At 46.0% G+C, this 16,434-nt stretch carries 15 protein-coding genes; 9 read left to right on the top strand and 6 right to left on the bottom strand.

The features are described 5' to 3' along the window. Positions 1-15 precede the first annotated feature (15 nt). The 5 genes from NST94_RS07365 to NST94_RS07345 all read right to left on the bottom strand — a co-directional run bounded on the left by NST94_RS07365 (position 16) and on the right by NST94_RS07345 (position 6,182). Complete coding sequence (locus NST94_RS07365) at positions 16-2,847, bottom strand: glycoside hydrolase family 3 C-terminal domain-containing protein (protein WP_339281838.1); 2,832 nt, start codon at positions 2,845-2,847, stop codon at positions 16-18. A gap of 646 nt (positions 2,848-3,493) precedes the next feature. Beyond that, on the bottom strand, positions 3,494-4,171 hold the full coding sequence (locus NST94_RS07360) for a hypothetical protein (RefSeq protein ID WP_248547719.1): 678 nt from the start codon (positions 4,169-4,171) through the stop codon (positions 3,494-3,496). A gap of 1,122 nt (positions 4,172-5,293) precedes the next feature. Continuing rightward, positions 5,294-5,431 (bottom strand): hypothetical protein, encoded by a 138-nt coding sequence (locus NST94_RS07355; protein ID WP_339172356.1) that lies wholly within the window; start codon positions 5,429-5,431, stop codon positions 5,294-5,296. Positions 5,432-5,437: 6 nt separating this feature from the next. Further along, positions 5,438-5,857, bottom strand: a complete 420-nt coding sequence (locus NST94_RS07350) for a rhodanese-like domain-containing protein (protein ID WP_076185312.1) — start codon at positions 5,855-5,857, stop codon at positions 5,438-5,440. A 4-nt stretch (positions 5,858-5,861) separates the two neighbouring features. After that, positions 5,862-6,182 carry a rhodanese-like domain-containing protein gene (locus NST94_RS07345; protein ID WP_076185313.1) on the bottom strand — a complete coding sequence of 107 codons (321 nt, stop codon included), beginning with the start codon at positions 6,180-6,182 and terminating at the stop codon, positions 5,862-5,864. Between the two features lie 101 nt (positions 6,183-6,283). Here NST94_RS07345 and NST94_RS07340 point away from each other — a divergent pair, with 101 nt between their 5' ends. The 7 genes from NST94_RS07340 (at position 6,284) to NST94_RS07310 (ending at position 13,170) form a co-directional block, all read left to right on the top strand. Continuing rightward, complete coding sequence (locus NST94_RS07340) at positions 6,284-6,568, top strand: metalloregulator ArsR/SmtB family transcription factor (protein ID WP_036675735.1); 285 nt, start codon at positions 6,284-6,286, stop codon at positions 6,566-6,568. Positions 6,569-6,574: 6 nt separating this feature from the next. Further along, a complete protein-coding gene (locus tag NST94_RS07335; protein WP_339281837.1) occupies positions 6,575-9,139 on the top strand; it encodes an FAD-dependent oxidoreductase in 2,565 nt (854 codons plus the stop codon). A 209-nt stretch (positions 9,140-9,348) separates the two neighbouring features. Then, complete coding sequence (locus tag NST94_RS07330) at positions 9,349-10,041, top strand: response regulator transcription factor (protein WP_339281836.1); 693 nt, start codon at positions 9,349-9,351, stop codon at positions 10,039-10,041. Between the two features lie 82 nt (positions 10,042-10,123). Further along, the gene (locus tag NST94_RS07325) at positions 10,124-11,047 is read left to right on the top strand and encodes an ABC transporter ATP-binding protein (RefSeq protein ID WP_076301939.1); all 924 of its coding nucleotides are present in this window, start codon (positions 10,124-10,126) and stop codon (positions 11,045-11,047) included. Then, on the top strand, positions 11,040-11,801 hold the full coding sequence (locus tag NST94_RS07320) for an ABC transporter permease (protein WP_076141190.1): 762 nt from the start codon (positions 11,040-11,042) through the stop codon (positions 11,799-11,801). Before NST94_RS07325 ends, NST94_RS07320 begins: the two co-directional genes overlap by 8 nt. Positions 11,802-11,821: 20 nt before the next feature. Beyond that, on the top strand, positions 11,822-12,748 hold the full coding sequence (locus NST94_RS07315) for a HAMP domain-containing sensor histidine kinase (RefSeq protein WP_339281835.1): 927 nt from the start codon (positions 11,822-11,824) through the stop codon (positions 12,746-12,748). A 227-nt stretch (positions 12,749-12,975) separates the two neighbouring features. Next, positions 12,976-13,170 carry a helix-turn-helix domain-containing protein gene (locus NST94_RS07310; RefSeq protein ID WP_076282297.1) on the top strand — a complete coding sequence of 65 codons (195 nt, stop codon included), beginning with the start codon at positions 12,976-12,978 and terminating at the stop codon, positions 13,168-13,170. Between the two features lie 124 nt (positions 13,171-13,294). Here the strand turns inward: NST94_RS07310 and NST94_RS07305 are convergent, their stop codons facing one another. Next, on the bottom strand, positions 13,295-13,753 hold the full coding sequence (locus tag NST94_RS07305; protein ID WP_076185318.1) for an Lrp/AsnC family transcriptional regulator: 459 nt from the start codon (positions 13,751-13,753) through the stop codon (positions 13,295-13,297). 172 nt (positions 13,754-13,925) lie between these two features. Here NST94_RS07305 and NST94_RS07300 point away from each other — a divergent pair, with 172 nt between their 5' ends. After that, entirely contained in the window at positions 13,926-15,101 is a 1,176-nt protein-coding gene (locus NST94_RS07300; RefSeq protein ID WP_254857088.1) for a serine hydrolase domain-containing protein, read from the top strand. A 119-nt stretch (positions 15,102-15,220) separates the two neighbouring features. Then, positions 15,221-16,429: an MFS transporter gene (locus NST94_RS07295; RefSeq protein WP_076185319.1), complete on the top strand. Its 1,209-nt coding sequence runs from the start codon at positions 15,221-15,223 to the stop codon at positions 16,427-16,429. Positions 16,430-16,434 lie beyond the last annotated feature (5 nt).

Below are 16,434 nucleotides of genomic sequence, written 5' to 3'. Positions count from 1 at the left end.
GTGTTCTAGCTTATCTTATTGATTAAATTGAAAACGGCTAAGCAGTACCTCACCATTAAAGATGAGATAAACATCGGTAGTTTCAGATTCCACGGACACTTCACCAGTAAGTGTGTTCCACTGCTGCAACACGCCACCCGACGGTACAGTCACAGATCCAACCAGCTTCCCTGCTGGGCTGCCCGTTCTGATCTCAAGGGTGCCTCCTTTTGCAGAGGATACCAAGGCTTCAAAAGCACCTGCCCCTTGCTCGAACAATACATCTTTAAAAGCAATCCAAGCGCCATCTTTTACCGGATGTATGGATGCATCGCCTGCTTTGCACTCGTCCAGATATACGCCTTCGTAGTCATCGTAATTCTCTGCTTTGGTATTGATATACAGATTACGCGACGGAATAACGTCCCCTTGAACTGATAGTTGAGCGGATAATTGGATATCAGCAGATGAACGGCCGATCAGAACCATGTACTCTCCATTTTCCACGCAATATTGCTCACGGGTAACATCCCAGAATGCCAGCTCGGCAACCGGTAACGTAAACTCTAGGGTTTGCGATTGACCTGCGGTTAGGTTTACTTTTTCAAAACCCTTCAACTGTTTAATCGGACGTTTGACCCGGGAATTCAGAGCTTGCACATAAAGCTGCACCACTTCGTCCCCATCAACAACGCCTGTATTCTCTACTTGAACAGAAATTTTCAGCGTCTCATTCGCTTGCAGCTCCTTAGCGCTTAGGCTTAGGTTGCTGTAGGAAATTTGGGCATAACTTAAGCCGTGTCCAAACGCATACAGTGGCTCTCCGTCAAAGTACATATATGTTCTTTTGCCTTTGATAATATCATAATCCATCAGCTCAGGCAGCTGTTCTACAGAACGGAACCAAGTCATGTTCAGCTTGCCGGAAGGACTGTAATCGCCGAAAAGAACTTCTGCCACCGCATTGCCCAACTCTTGTCCACTGTGGGAGGTATACAATACAGCCGGGATGTTCTCGTCAATCCAAGTGGAAGTTATCGGGTAACTGCCGACAATGACTACAACTGTATTCGGGTTCGCTGCATAGACAGCTTTGACCAGTCGCTCTTGCTCCTCTGGAAGCACAATATCCGGTCTGTCGATTTCTTCTTTTCCGTTAAGGAGTGGATGGTTGCCCACAAAAACCACAGCGATTTCAGCAGCCTTGGCAGCTTCTACTGCAGCCTCTATGCCGTTAGTTACGATGTTCTTTTTAAAAAGACCTGCTTGCGCATTGGCATCCTGATCTGCCACTTGCAGCGTTCCATTTTCCGGATTCACCGAGATCATTTTATCATTCCAGGTCCGCAAAGATACCGTATCTTCGCCTTCCGGAACGATGTTAATCGATTCTTTTACAAACCAGCCGTAAATTTCATCAGCAGATGCTGTGAGAGTCTCTGCTTCGCTTAAAGTTACATACTGACCGCGACTTGTCGCCTTCAGAGTATTGCTAGTCCAGCCCCAAGCTGTATGATGGAACAATTCTCCGTGCTCTGCTATGTCATGTTGTACAGCCAGTCTTCCGTCCTCCCCTGTGATTCCAATGGCTTGGCCGTTTGCGGCTGAAGTAAGAATGATCTGATCTGCGCCACTCTCAAAAGTAACGTGTTTACCAGGCAGCTTTTTGCTAACCCCCTGCAGCGGAGTCACTCCATAAGGTAAAGTGCCAGAATACCAGTCTCTAAAGGCTTCATCACCAAGCGGACCAATAATCGCCAATTTGCTCAGACTGCTTTTGTTCAATGGCAATGTGCCTTGGTCATTCTTCAACAATACTATAGATTGTTTCGCAGCTTCCAAGGAGAGTGCGGTATGTTTTTTGCTAAGTATAACGGAATCGTCGATTGCTGCGTATGGGTTCCCTTCAGCCGGATCGAACTCTCCCAGACGGAAACGAACTCTGAAAGTGTTGGCAAGCGCACGATCCAAATCTTCCTCTGCTAAGAGGCCTTGGTCTAGTGCTTCGTGAAGAACCTTGATTGTCTCTGCGGTTTCTTCTGTTACGCTGTCAATTCCATTTTTGATAGATTCAGCCATCGATTGTGCAAAAGATTCATAATACTTGTGATCCTTCACAATCCCAAAAAGATCGCCGGCATCGCTTACGATAAAGCCATCCATTTCCCATTCGCCTTTGACCACATCCATTACTGCCGGATGAAGAATAACAGGTACGCCATTCACCGAGTTATAAGCGGTCATCATGGACTGTGCGCCACCTTCTTGAAAAGCAGGCTTAAACGCTTCCAGATAATACTCCCGCATATTTCTCGGATCGATGCTCGCAGAGCAGTTCCCGCGTTCAATCTCATTATTGTTGCCGAGGAAATGCTTCAGCGTTGCTACCGCTTTCAAATAGACCGGGTGATCACCCTGGATTCCCTGCACAAGTGAGGTGCTGAGGCGTCCGGTCAACTCTGGATCTTCGCCGTAGGCTTCCTCGGTTCTTCCCCAACGCGGGTCACGTTCCATATCCACCGTTGGCGCCCATAACGTCAGACCATTCACCGTTGGATTCTTTTTGTAAAAGGCTCTAGCTTCATCTCCGATGGCCGAACCAATCTCCTTCAGCAGCTCTGGATTCCAAGTACAAGCCAATCCGCTCGGCTGAGGAAAAGAAGTCGCTTTTCCAAGCCAAGAAATCCCGTGCGCCGCTTCCGTACCATGCTTGTAGGCCCCAACACCCAAACGCTCTATGGCAGCTTGATACTGAGGCATCAGGCTTACTTTTTCATCAAGTGTTAGTCTGGAGATCAGATCCTGCACTCGCTCATTTAAAGGTAAATCAATCTGTTGAAATGGATATTTAGCTATATCTGTTCCCATCAAAATCGCTCCTTCGTTTCTTGTTGATAGCGGTTTCATTCATTCTCGAGGACAATCCTTCGAAAAAACACCCATACGTCCTATCCATCTAATCATAGAAGATTCCCCTCCTCCGCAACACCTTAACAATCTAAATAGAAATCAGGTCATAATTAGAGATTTGGGGGCCTCTCTTTCGCCTGACTCTCACCATTCGGATGATATCTAGGGCATTTTTGCCCATCTTTCGACTGACTCCCACCATTCGGATGATATCCAGGGCATTTTTGCCCTTCTTTTGCCTGACTCCCACCATTCGGATGATATCTCGGGCATTTTTGCCCCTCTTTCGCCTGACTCCCAGCATTCGGACGATATCTAGGGCCTTTTTGCCTCTCTTTCGCCTGACTCCCAGCATTCGGACGATATCTAGGGCCTTTTTGCCTCTCTTTCGCCTGACTCTCACCATTCGGATGATATCTAGGGCATTTTTGCCCATCTTTCGACTGGCTCCCACCATTCGGACGATATCTAGGGCCTTTTTGCCCCTCTTTCGCCTGACTCTCACCATTCGGATGATATCTAGGGCATTTTTGCCCATCTTTCGACTGGCTCCCACCATTCGGATGATATCTAGGGCATTTTTGCCCTTATTAAAATAGTAGCCTTACCATATCTGATTATCCTTAAAAGAATGCTTATACTCATACCTACAAACTCTACCACTTTCTATAGAAACCACTGGACTAAATATCCCTTTTTCACATAGTGTACCCAATCCTTTTCTAGCCGTACGCGGATGAATTCCAAGCTCTCTCACCAAATCAACAGGCCGAATGTCCCCGTTCGAACGCACCGCAATTTGCAAAATATCACGCTCCAGTCGACTAAACGCCTCCTTCTCTTCTGTCCTCAAAGCGAGGTACGGCATCAGCAATGATCTCAACAAAAAAATAGTATTCTCAGGATTCGCTTCCAGATCATCATATGGTATCGCCACTACCCGATAACCCGCGATTTGTAGATAAGTCTCTCTATTCAATTCCTGCCGATAACGCGTCCGATCTGTGTTTTGCACATGTGGGCCGTAACCTTTTACCTCAAAAGCAAACTTAACCTGCCCAGGCTTCCACGCAAAATCAACAAAATAAGGCCATCCCCGCCAATCCAACACTTCATATTCAGGATGAAGATCATTAAAATGACCCATCATTGGCCACCAAACCTTCTCCGCAAACATTCGCTCACCATGCCCATGTCCCCGCTCCAATCTCCCCCGTCTTTCTCCCGTTCTTCGACTAATATGATCTTCCATCCACTTACGATGTTCTTCCGTAAATCCCATAACGTTCCCCTCCTCCTTGGCATAAAAAAATCCCGCACCCAATTATGGATGCGGGACGTGCTTCGTCCTATTACTCAGAAGTATAGTATTCGCCTTCTTATGCTGTCAATGACACTCTACATTCAACGTTAGCACTCGAGCAAAATATGCTTACCTATTAAAAAATCACATTGGTTAAAGTATGTTCAGCTAGAGTTAGATCACTACAGTAAGTTCACCTTGAGTTAGATCACTACAGTAAGTTCAGCTAGAGTAGATCACTACAGTGAGTCCAGTTACAGTCAGATCACTACAGTAAGTTCAGCTAGAGTAGTTACAGTTAGATCACTACAGTTTAGTTAGTATTAGCTCAGCAAGAGCAATCTAGGTTAAGTAAACTATATTTGAGTTAGACGACTAGATTTAGCTCAATATAGTAGGTTTTGTATAGTAGGTTCAGTTAAAGTAATCTCGGTTTGACTAAGTTCCGCTAGAATAATATTATTCGACCTACCTTTTTGAAATTGTCAGAAATCGTCTCCCATTCTCCACTATTCACTGGCTATCGACCTGTGCTTTTTCTATTTAATTGTATTTCATGCAACTATTTAACCCTTATCCCCCTAAAAGTCCATTTAGTTGTACTTTCTACAACTAAAAAAGGAAACATTAGGTAGTTAAGCGTAAATGATCAAATTTAGATGTACAAAGTGCAGTTAACTGTTACTTTTCCTAAAACTACTGAAGTTTAACTGCACAAAATGCAATTAAAACTGAGTTCGAGATGAGGCTGACTGGATTGCGACTTAGTTGCATTGACTTAGCCGCCTAGTTATAACATTGCGACTTAGTTGCATTGACTTAGCCGCCTAGCTATAACATTGCGACTAAGTTACATTGATTTAGCGGCCTAGCTACAACATCGCGACTTAGCTACATTGATTTAGCGGCCTAGCTACAACATCGCGACTTAGCTACATTGACTTAGCGGCCTAGCTACAACATCGCGACTTAGCTACATTGATATAGCGACCTAGCCACAACATCGCGACTTAGCAACATTAATTTATTGATCTAGCTACAACATCATAACTTAGCAACATTAATATAGCGGCTCAACTAGAGTGACATATTGCTCCCTCTTCACTGCCTTCCCTCACCTAGCAAATGTGCAGGCCGAGCGCCTTGCCCATAGGCATCAAAAGAGATCATTCCATCGTCACCCTGACTTCGACACCCCAGCTTCAATCCGAGACGGGAAATCAATGACCTTAAATCCATTATCCATTATCCTTCACAACAACCTTTCACAGAAATGTCGGAGAGCGTTCTTTTGTTCCCTAACAAATCACCATTTACCGCATATAGCTTACGAAATCCCTGCTTATAAAGAATTCGCGCGGCTTTATTTCTTTTGTAGTAACTTCCTGCAAGAATTAGAACCGAGTCGCCCGGAGATAGACAGTGCTGCCAGACATAGGGTAACCGCCCCAGCGAAATATTTATCGAACCACGGATACTGTCCTTCTGGTAATCAACGGCATCCCTGACATCGAGCATTTTCATAGCCAATGATTGATCCGCTAATTCGCGAACCTCACGGACTTCTATATAAGTAAGTGAACGAACAGGCCAAGCATAACGCAAAAACCTCACAATACTAAAGACAATTAAAATACTCAGTAGGATCCGAACCATCATGCTCATATCATTACTCCCGCACCAAAAAATCATCCGTCCAAGCGCCTAATCCACCCGTCATGTTCACAACGTTATACCCCTTTTCACTCAGCAGCTCACAAGCCAGTCCACTACGGCCACCACTTAAGCACATCACAATTATCTCGCCATGAGAATCCAGTTCATCTGTGCGCATTAATAGCTGTCCAAGCGGAATATGTTTAGCACCCATTACATGTCCCTCCACCCATTCGGCGGGTTCGCGTATATCTAACATGGTAAGAGTTTCGCCATTCTTCAAGCGTTCCGCCACTTGCTGTGGGGTAATTTCCTTTGAAATTTTAAAAGACATCGAGCATCTCTCCTTCACCTTTATAAAAATAACTTGATTTTCATATCACTATATCATAATATTACGATATAAGGATATTGTAAAGCGAGGTGTTCGTTACCATGGACAAAAATTTCAAAGCCTATAACCAAACCGCCGAAACCTTAAAGGCTATAGCTCATCCCGTGCGCTTGTGCATCATCAAGGGACTTCTGGAAAAGGGCAGCTGCAACGTGAGCTTCATGCAGGACTGCCTCGATCTTCCACAATCTACGGTGTCCCAGCATTTACAGAAGCTTAGATCACTAGGCATCGTTGAAACCGAACGTAATGGGCTGGAGATTAACTATTCTGTTAAAGACGAAAAAATCAAACATCTGATTCAGTTATTTTTAGGGGAGGAATAAGTCATCATGAGTAAAAAAGTATTAATTGTTGGTGGAGTTGCAGGAGGCGCGTCAGCAGCCGCCCGACTTCGGAGATTAGATGAAGATGCGCATATTGTAATGTTTGAGCGTGATCCGTACATTTCTTTTGCCAATTGTGGACTTCCTTATTATATCGGCGGGTCCATTCAGGACCGCTCCAAGCTGCTGGTGCAGACACCGGAGGCGATGCATAAACGTTTTAACATCGATGTTCGGATTCAAAGTGAAGTCGTGGCTATCGACCCTGTGAACAAAAAAGTGCGAGTAGAAAGCATAGAAAAAGGCTCCTATGAAGAGAGCTATGATGCGCTTATTTTATCGCCAGGTGCTAAACCGATTCGTCCGAATCTGCCCGGTATCGAGAGTTCCCAAATACACATGTTGCGTAACATTCCCGACACTGACAAAGTCAAAGCTAAAGTCGCTGCGGAAGGCACACGTTCGGCCGTGGTGATCGGTGGTGGATTTATCGGTGTGGAAATGGCTGAGAACCTTAGAGAAGCTGGTCTGGAAGTTTCCTTAATTGAAGCAGGACCACAAATATTAGCTCCATTCGATACTGAAATGTCTTCTATTTTGGCAAAAGAACTCGACGAGCATGGCGTTAATCTTATTTTTTCCGATATGGTCAAAGGGTTTGCTGAGGTGGGAGAACAAATACAGGTGCAATTAGCAAGTGGCACTGTACTGCAAAGTGATATGGTTCTGCTGGCTATCGGCGTTTCTCCGGATACCTCTTTTCTGAAGGACAGTGGCTTAGAATTCGGTCCCCGCGGTCATATTTTAGTCAATGAGCGGATGGAGACCAATCTGGATCAAGTGTTCGCTGTAGGTGACGCGGTTGAGGTGGTTGATTTCGTAAACGGAACAAAAACCGCCATTCCACTAGCTGGTCCTGCCAATAAGCAAGGGCGGATTGCTGCGGACAACGTCAGTGGTCTCGGCACAACTTACAAAGGATCACAAGGGACTTCTATTATAAAGGTTTTTGGAGTCACAGGTGCTTCTACAGGTAATAATGAAAAAACATTACAACGTTTGGGTCTGCCGTATCACGTGTTTTATATACATCCAAGCTCACACGCATCCTATTATCCGGGGGCAACCCCGATATCTATGAAGCTGATTTTTGATCCAAAAGGTACGGTGCTAGGAGCACAAGCTGTAGGTTACAGTGGTGTAGACAAACGTATCGACGATATCGCTACAGTTATTCGTTTTAGAGGTACGGTCACTGATTTGACGGAGTTGGAGCTATCTTATGCCCCTCCTTATTCTTCCGCTAAAGATCCGGTGAATATGGCTGGCTTTGCCGCTGAAAATATTTTGCATGGTTTGACTACGGTATTCGTCCCTAAGGATTTAGAAGGTCGTGACAAAAACAATACCATTTTAGTTGACGTACGTTCGGAAATCGAACATGCTAATGGTCATATTGAAGGGTCCATTAACATCCCTGTGGATGATCTGCGTGGTCGGCTAAGCGAGCTTGACTCTAGTAAAGAAATTTGGGTGTATTGCCAAGTTGGACTCAGAGGCTACACCGCTTCCCGGATTTTACAGCAAAAAGGTTACCGTGTGAAAAACCTGACCGGCGGTTATAAAACCTATCAGATGATCCAATTTACGCCTAAAAAAAAAGATAACTTGACGCCAAACGTTGGTACACCAGCAGCCAGTAAAGAAATCGCAGCAACGGGAGCAATGACGGAGACTGAGACTGAAACTGGGATTGGAACTGGGACAGAGACTGGAACTGGCACAGTTACACCAACCGTTAACGCTGCAGCTTTCACAGCACCTGATTCCGTGCTTGATGCCTGCGGACTGTGCTGCCCAGGGCCGCTGATCCAAGTTAAAATGAGCATGGACCCGCTCTTGGACGGGCAAGTCCTGAAGGTCACTGCTTCCGATCCCGGATTTTATGAGGATATCAAGGCTTGGGCTCGTATGTCCAACAATACGCTTTTGCAGCTCACAAAGCTGCCTACTGGCATGATCGAAGCTTATCTGCGCAAAGGAGTTATCGAGACTTCAGCATCAGCACCAACCGGAGCAGGCGCACAAGTAATTCAAACTAGTAATGCAAGCACAATGGTTGTTTTTAGCGGGGATTTGGATAAAGCGATCGCTTCCTTCATCATTGCCAACGGAGCAGCATCCAGCGGCAAAAAAGTCACAATGTTCTTTACCTTCTGGGGCCTCAATATTATCCGCAAGGATGAAAAGGTGCCTGTGAACAAGAACTTCATCGGTAAAATGTTCGGTGCCATGATGCCACGCGGCAGCCGGAAGCTGACGCTTTCAAATATGAACATGATGGGCATGGGCTCGAAGATGATCCGCTCTCTAATGAAGAGCAAAAATATCTCTTCCTTGGAGGAATTGATTCAGATGGCTATCGACCAAGGTGTGGAAATCGTCGCCTGCCAAATGTCCATGGATCTTATGGGCATCACTCGTGAAGAACTGATTGACGGTGTCGGAATCGGCGGCGTTGGTTATTACCTCGGCCAAGCCGATCAGTCGGGTCATAATCTATTTATCTAAATACCTTAACACCGCAAAGAGACTCCTCTATTTAAATAGAAGAGTCTCTTTTTTATATAAAAATGAACTCACGAGAATCGGTGATATAGATTTGAATATCCAAAATGCAGAAATTGGCTGGATCTGGATACAGAATCTAAAACCTGCTATCCTATTTAATAGGCATTCATCCGAACAACGACCTATTTCAGGTAAATAAAGGAGATTAAATGAATAACCCGATACATATTCTTGTTGCTGAGGACGACAGCGACATCAACCGATTGCTGTGCAACATTATTAAGAAAAGTGGCTACATCCCCCAACCTGCCTACTCGGGAACGGAGGCACTACTCTATCTGGAGCAACGTCAATGGAGCATGCTGCTACTGGATCTGATGCTGCCTGGCATGTCAGGTGAGGAACTACTTGAGAAGATTGCCGGGCGGGATGATATGTCGGTAATTATCATTTCTGCCAAGGGTGAGCCCCAGACCAAGGTGTCTGCCCTGCGGGCGGGGGCGGATGATTTCATTACGAAACCCTTCGACGTTGAGGAAGTCTCTGCACGGATCGATTCTCATCTGCGTTTGTATTCGCGGATTACGCAATCGGCTTTGCCTAACGTGCTCCAGCATCAGGGTCTTGTACTTCATCGAGAGGCGATGTCGATTACGGCAAATGGTGTGGAACTGACGCTCACAGCTCTAGAGTTTGAAATCCTCTCGTTACTTTTGTCAGCCCCCAAAAAGGTGTTTACGAAAGCGAATTTGTATGAAAGAGTCTGGCACGAGCCATATTACGGGGACGATAATACGGTCAATGTCCATATGAGCAATTTGCGCAGCAAGCTAACCAAGGCCGCACCAGGAAGCGAATTTATCGAGACGATATGGGGCATAGGTTATCGGCTCAAGCCTTAAGACATTCTTAAGATTTGGCTTTAGCTCTTCTTATGTTTTCAATTCTATACTTGGTCTATCACGAAAAGGAGGCCAAGACGAGATGTACGAGTATGTATTAAAAACAAATCAGCTATCCAAAAAGTTCAAGGGCCATACAGCGCTGGACAAAGTCAATTTGTCAATCCGTAAAGGCTCTATTTATGGTTTTATTGGACAAAATGGAGCCGGAAAATCAACATTAATCCGGATTGTGACCGGACTTGCTTTTCCGACTCAGGGGACGATCGAGCTGTTCGGAGCCAGTGAAGAGCAAGCCCTGATCCAGGCTCGTAAGCGAATCGGCTCGATTATCGAGAGTCCCGCTTTATTCCCCCATATGACAGCGAGTGAAAATTTAGAAGCAAACCGGATTCTACGTGGTATTCCCGGCAAAGATTGTGTTCCTAGAATGCTAGAGCAAGTTGGACTGCAGGGCGCCGGAAAGAAGAAAGCCAAAAATTTCTCACTTGGAATGAAGCAGCGGTTAGGTCTTGCCATCGCCTTACTGGGAGATCCAGAATTTCTGATTCTGGACGAGCCAACTAATGGGTTGGATCCGATGGGTGTCGTCGAAATGCGCGAACTGCTCAAGCGACTAAACCGTGAGCTAGGCATTACGATAATGATCTCAAGTCATATTCTAAGTGAGCTGCATTTAATGGCAAGTCATTATGGCATTATTCATCACGGTCAGTTGCTTGAACAACTCACTGCGGAGGAATTAAACGAGAAATGTCAGCAGTATTTATTTATCAAAGTGGATGATCCGGGCAAGGCAACAGCCGTCATTCAGAACGAGCTGGGTACGGCCGATTTCGAAGTGATGCAGGATGGAACCATCAAGTTGTATAGCCGTATTGAGCAGCCAGGCAAAGTATCAACAGCGTTATTCAATGCCGGCCTCGAGATCGAGAAGTTTATGCCTATGGGTGAAGACTTGGAAAGTTATTTTACAAAGCGGATTGGGGGGAACCCAAATGTATAATCTGATCAGAGTGGAGTTTTTCAAGCTCCGTAAGAATAGATCATTTTGGACTTTTCTATTGGCACTTTCCGTTCTCTCGCTTGCTTACCCATTGCTATATTATTTTGATCATCGGTCCAATGGGGAACCTCAGATCACCGGCGCTGAATTTCTGACTACCTTTATTTCAAGCAATGCCTACATTATTAAATTCGGCGTAGCCATTCTGGCTGGATTCTTTATCTCTAACGAATATTCCACAGGGGTCATGAAGACGATCGCCTCTTCGGGCAACACCAGAGGGCGGCTGTTCGCAGCAAAACTAATCGTATTCGCAGTTGGAGCCATGGCGATTTCGCTCGTCTTTCCTATTGTCAGCACAGTCGAAGTCACGCTGCTTTCGGGCTTCGGTCATCTGCCGGAAGGAAGCACTACACTTTTCATACCGCGAGCTCTCGGGCTAACGTTATTGTACACGGCTGGTTACGCAGCCATCGGGGCGCTGTTCACCGTAATCCTAACCGACAGCGGCAAAACTATCGGCTTCTCAATGATTTTCTTCCTTATGATCGATACGGTTTTGGCTAGTATAGGTTCGAAGATCTCTTTCTTTAGTAATTTGTACGATTATTCCATCTTCAAACGGGTGAGCGATATCGGTAAGCCCAGTATCGACAGCGGAGATTGGCCAGCGCTTCTACTCGTGCCGTTGTTGACAATAGCCGTTTCCGGGGTACTCGGTATTCTCGTATTCCACCGAAAAGAGATCAAATAACAAATGGGGGGTGCAGGAGAGTGTTGCTTATTCTGACAATCATATTGTTTGCGGCAGGAGCTCTCCTGCTTTTCCGTTTCTTAATGTTAAGGCGAGAGCTAGGGCGGATAACAGGGCAATTGCATACCTACAATGAGCGAGCAACCGGTAAAAAAATTGATGTGGCTCTATTCGACCAGAAGCTTGAGGCGCTTGCAGGACAAATCAATCGTCAATCTGATTTAATCGTCGAAGCGGACGCCCAGCGAAAACGTGTCGAACAAGAATTCCGTCAGGCTGTGGCGAATATTTCACATGATATCCGTACACCCCTCACCTCCATCTTCGGTTATATTCAACTGTTGGAGGATGAGTCTATTACCCCTGATGAAAAGCTTGAATATGTTGCCATCGTTAAAAATCGGACGAAACGGCTGCAGGCGCTGCTGAATGATTTTTTTGAGCTTTCCTTGATCGAATCGCTAGATTATCCTCTACATACGGAAAAGCTTGGGATGACGGCCCTGCTCTCGGAAATTCTGGTCGGATTTTACGATTCTTTCAACGAACGCAATATTACACCGGATATACGGCTACCTGAAGAAGATGTATCCGTATACGCCGATCAATCCGCTGTGCGGAGAGTTGTCGAAAATTTACTTGTCAATACGGTCAAACATGCGACCGGGTATGTAGAAATCCATTTCGAACGACAGCAGGAAACAGCTGACTTAACAATAGTAAACGATGCGAAGGAACTAGTCGGAAGCGATATTAACCTCTTATTTGACCGATTCTATACCGCAGACCGTACCCGATCTTCTCAAGCTTCCGGGCTGGGTCTCTCCATCGCCAAAAGTCTAATGAATAAAATGGGTGGCACGCTGACAGCCGAACTGGAGGGTGAGAAGCTGATAATGACCTGCCGTTGGAAACTAGGCGATGCTGGCATTAGCTTGGCTACTTAATTCATTTTATAGTTGGTCTAGACTAACCATTGTTCTAACCCGTTTATTGAAGGTAGCCCATTCCCGATAGCCAATGGCCTGCAGGTTTTTCCGGACTTCTTCGAACTGATCTCCCACCCGTTCAGGTTCATGGTTCTGAACAAAACTTTATCGAGAAATTATTCAATAAAAGGGTCTCTGAATTTACGAAGCAACCTCCCGGCTATGAATTATATTTAAAAACACTTATGTTTGAGCTGCTTATTTATATTTATCGCCACCAGGAAGCTCGTGCCTTGTTAATCAATACTGCCTTTAAAGTAGCCAAGATAGCTGAAAATGTTGGATTTGATAATATGACTCACTTTGGTCGGGTATTTAAGGTAATCACCGGGCTTTCTCCACTAAAATACCGCCAGACTTATAAGATAGAAAGTCCATGATGTATCTACGAAAAAGGAGCAGCTGCAATCATTTTTATTACAATATCTAAACCAAAAAGACTCCTCTATTTATATAGAAGAGTCTTTTTTTTGTTACGACAGGCTAACGGATTATGTTTAAAATCTAACTCAGCAAGTTTAGGCTTGCTTCTTCAAGCGAGGGTATAAGAAATTTATGATCGATTGGTGATGACATCACGATCAGAATCGTGTAAGTACCGTATTTGTCACATTGATTTCCGAACTCCTCGAGGGCTCGTGTAGAGTCGGTTACTACCTTCAATAAGTAGTTGTGTTCCCCACTTATACGGTAACATTCGACGACATCAGGACTTGAGCGGCAGAAATCAAGGAATGCATTACAATCCCTAGAATGAAATAACATGTAGGCAGCTGCTTGTTTCCCAATCTTTTCAGGAGAAATTATGGTGCGATATTCGCTGATGATGCCTTTTTCCTCCATACGCCTAACTCTCTCCGTAACCGCAGGTTGCGATAAACCGACACATTTGCCCAGCTCTGTCATAGAAATTCTTGCTTGATTTTGAAGATGGAAGAGAATTTGCTTATCAACATGGTCCATCAAAATCGCCTCCTTTAAATTTAAGGTTTTCTATATTAACTAGATTGTAATTAACCGTTATAAAGCTAATTTAGCTTAGTTGCCTTATGTAATCAAGATAACTTGTTATATATAATAACCCTACAATAGTAAAGTGTTCTTGACTTTAACTATTCCGAAGGGATGAAGACCGTTGAGTATATTGGATTCAAATAAAATAATTACAGAATGTTTATCAGGTCGCATCGATAGAGTAATCGATCGAACCCTCGCTGACAAGCGCTTGGTCGGTGCTGTCATTAAAGTGGCGATAGATGGGGAACTGGTTTATAGCCGTGCTGCCGGTTTTGCCGACCGCGAGCTAGGCCGACTTATGCGAGAAGATGCCTTATTCCGGCTCGCTTCAGTTACTAAACCTATCGTTTCAACGGCAGCCCTAGTATTAGTTGCGCAAGGTCGTCTACAACTGGACGACCGCGTTGATCGTTGGCTTCCAGAGTTTCAGCCGCGTTTGCAGAATGGCGAGTTCGCTTCCTTGACGATTCGTCATTTGATGACGCACACCGCGGGCCTGTCTTACCGATTTTTCCAAGAAGAGAAGGGTTCCTATCAGTCAGCAGGGGTATCAGATGGTATGGATCAGTCCGGCATCACGTTGGAAGAGAACCTGCGTCGTCTTGCCTCTGTCCCCCTCCTTTATACGCCAGGTACCGAGTGGAAATATTCCATCGCGACAGATGTGCTGGGAGCAGTAATTGCAAAGGTCACAGAAACACCGCTCAGTGAGGCTGTACATTCACTCGTGACCAAGCCGCTTGGCATGAGCGACACGGGTTTTATTGCAGTCGATCGAGAACGGCTGGCCACTTCCTATGCCAATGATACTCCAGAGCCACGGCCCTTACTTGATCCCGACAGTATTGCCTTTGTGGAGGGAACGGCTGGGTTCCTGCTTGCCCCTAGCCGAGCACTTGACACTACTGCCTATCCTTCTGGAGGAGCTGGCATGGTCGGCAGCGCCGGAGATTTTTTGCAACTGCTGGAAACATTACGTAAGGGCGGAGCGCCGCTGCTACCGGAGTCACTGGTTCACGATATGACGACCAACCAGATCGGTGATCTGCCAATGGCCTTCTGGCCAGGACGAGGCTTTGGCCTAGGCATCACGGTACTAAAGGATCCTGTCGCCGCAGACACTCCAGAATCTCCGGGTACTTGGCGCATGGGGGGTACTTATGGTCATTCGTGGTTCGTAGATCCCAAGCAACGCCTCAGTGTCGTCGCTTTCACTAATACCGCATTGGAAGGCATGTCGGGTCAGTTTACTGTAGACCTTTGTGATGCCATTTATGATAGACGTAATAAATAGAGCATGAACACAAGAAGCCTGGGTCCGGAATGAACCAGCCTAGGCTCTCTGTCCAGTAGACCCTATTCGTCGTCTATATCATTGAGTTTGCTAAAATTATATAAGAGAGGGGCTTCTCTATGAGCCAAAACACATCTTCTGCCACACAAAGTGCCCCCAGCACTCCCTCTTCTGAACGTCTGCCATGGGCTGGATTACTCGCCTTAGCTATGACGGGGTTTATCTGTATTCTTACCGAAACGATTCCGGCAGGCTTGTTGCTCCAAATAGGTGAGGGGCTTGGTGTCTCCGAGGCCCTTGCCGGTCAACTTGTCACTTTGTATGCTCTTGGTTCCCTGTTGGCCGCGATTCCCTTAACTACCGTGACGCGTGGATGGCGGCGGCGACCACTGCTACTAATGTGCATCCTTGGTTTTCTCATATTCAACACCGTTACCACTTTTTCTTCCAATTATATACTTACGCTAACAGCTCGGTTCTTCGCCGGCGTATCCGCTGGAGTCTTATGGGGCATGATAGCAGGTTACGCCCGGCGCATGGTGCCGGAGTCACTCAAGGGACGAGCAATGGCGGTAGCGATGGTTGGCACACCTCTCGCTCTGGCACTCGGTGTCCCTGCTGGAACCCTTCTTGGCACCCTTGTAGGCTGGCGCTCTATCTTCGGGTTCATGTCGCTATTAGCTCTCATGCTGATCGCTTGGGTATTTTGGAAGCTACCGGACTATCCAGGAGAAGCCCCTGATAAACGGCTCCCTCTCTACAAGGTTTTTGTTATTCCGGGGGTACGGCCGGTATTGTTTGTCGTTCTGGTATGGGTACTAGCACACAACATCTTGTATACCTATATTGCCCCCTATCTTACTCAGGCCGGGCTAACCCAGCGGGTTGACTTGGTATTGCTTGTTTTCGGCATTACAGCGCTTGTTGGCATCTGGGTCATCGGTATTTTGATCGACCGCAAACTGCGTCCATTGGTTCTGATCAGCCTAGCTGCTTTTGCCTTGTCATCCATTGTACTAGGCATTAGTAGCAGCCAGCCCATAGTGATCTATTTAGTGGTTGGTGTATGGGGGTTGACGTTCGGAGGAGCAGCTACTTTGCTACAGACAGCCGTTGCCGAAACCGCTGGCGAAAGTGCAGATGTGGCCCAATCGATGCTGGTGACGGCATGGAACCTAGCTATTGGCGGTGGCGGAGTGATAGGCGGAATTCTTATTGAAACACTTGGTGTCCGCTCCTTCCCGTGGGTAATGTTTATACTATTGATTCTTGCGCTGCTAGTAGCGTGGCGCGCTAAAGATTACGGATTTCCTTCAAGGAAACGTTGAGGCAC

The organism is Paenibacillus sp. FSL H8-0282 (assembly GCF_037963825.1).
Classification (GTDB): domain Bacteria; phylum Bacillota; class Bacilli; order Paenibacillales; family Paenibacillaceae; genus Paenibacillus_AQ; species Paenibacillus_AQ odorifer.
Note: the sequence above shows the minus strand (reverse complement) of the source record. Positions and strands in the feature narration are given on the sequence as shown.

Excerpts from the sequence above, each read along its gene's own strand:
- NST94_RS07330 (WP_339281836.1), top strand. The coding sequence starts at position 9,349 with ATGAATAACCCGATACATATTCTTGTTGCTGAGGACGACAGCGACATC.
- NST94_RS07320 (WP_076141190.1), top strand. The coding sequence starts at position 11,040 with ATGTATAATCTGATCAGAGTGGAGTTTTTCAAGCTCCGTAAGAATAGA.
- NST94_RS07365 (WP_339281838.1), bottom strand. The coding sequence starts at position 2,847 with ATGGGAACAGATATAGCTAAATATCCATTTCAACAGATTGATTTACCT.
- NST94_RS07305 (WP_076185318.1), bottom strand. The coding sequence starts at position 13,753 with ATGGACCATGTTGATAAGCAAATTCTCTTCCATCTTCAAAATCAAGCA.
- NST94_RS07340 (WP_036675735.1), top strand. The coding sequence starts at position 6,284 with ATGGACAAAAATTTCAAAGCCTATAACCAAACCGCCGAAACCTTAAAG.
- NST94_RS07355 (WP_339172356.1), bottom strand. The coding sequence starts at position 5,431 with ATGGATTTAAGGTCATTGATTTCCCGTCTCGGATTGAAGCTGGGGTGT.
- NST94_RS07325 (WP_076301939.1), top strand. The coding sequence starts at position 10,124 with ATGTACGAGTATGTATTAAAAACAAATCAGCTATCCAAAAAGTTCAAG.
- NST94_RS07295 (WP_076185319.1), top strand. The coding sequence starts at position 15,221 with ATGAGCCAAAACACATCTTCTGCCACACAAAGTGCCCCCAGCACTCCC.
- NST94_RS07345 (WP_076185313.1), bottom strand. The coding sequence starts at position 6,182 with ATGTCTTTTAAAATTTCAAAGGAAATTACCCCACAGCAAGTGGCGGAA.
- NST94_RS07350 (WP_076185312.1), bottom strand. The coding sequence starts at position 5,857 with ATGAGCATGATGGTTCGGATCCTACTGAGTATTTTAATTGTCTTTAGT.
- NST94_RS07335 (WP_339281837.1), top strand. The coding sequence starts at position 6,575 with ATGAGTAAAAAAGTATTAATTGTTGGTGGAGTTGCAGGAGGCGCGTCA.
- NST94_RS07360 (WP_248547719.1), bottom strand. The coding sequence starts at position 4,171 with ATGGGATTTACGGAAGAACATCGTAAGTGGATGGAAGATCATATTAGT.
- NST94_RS07310 (WP_076282297.1), top strand. The coding sequence starts at position 12,976 with ATGTTTGAGCTGCTTATTTATATTTATCGCCACCAGGAAGCTCGTGCC.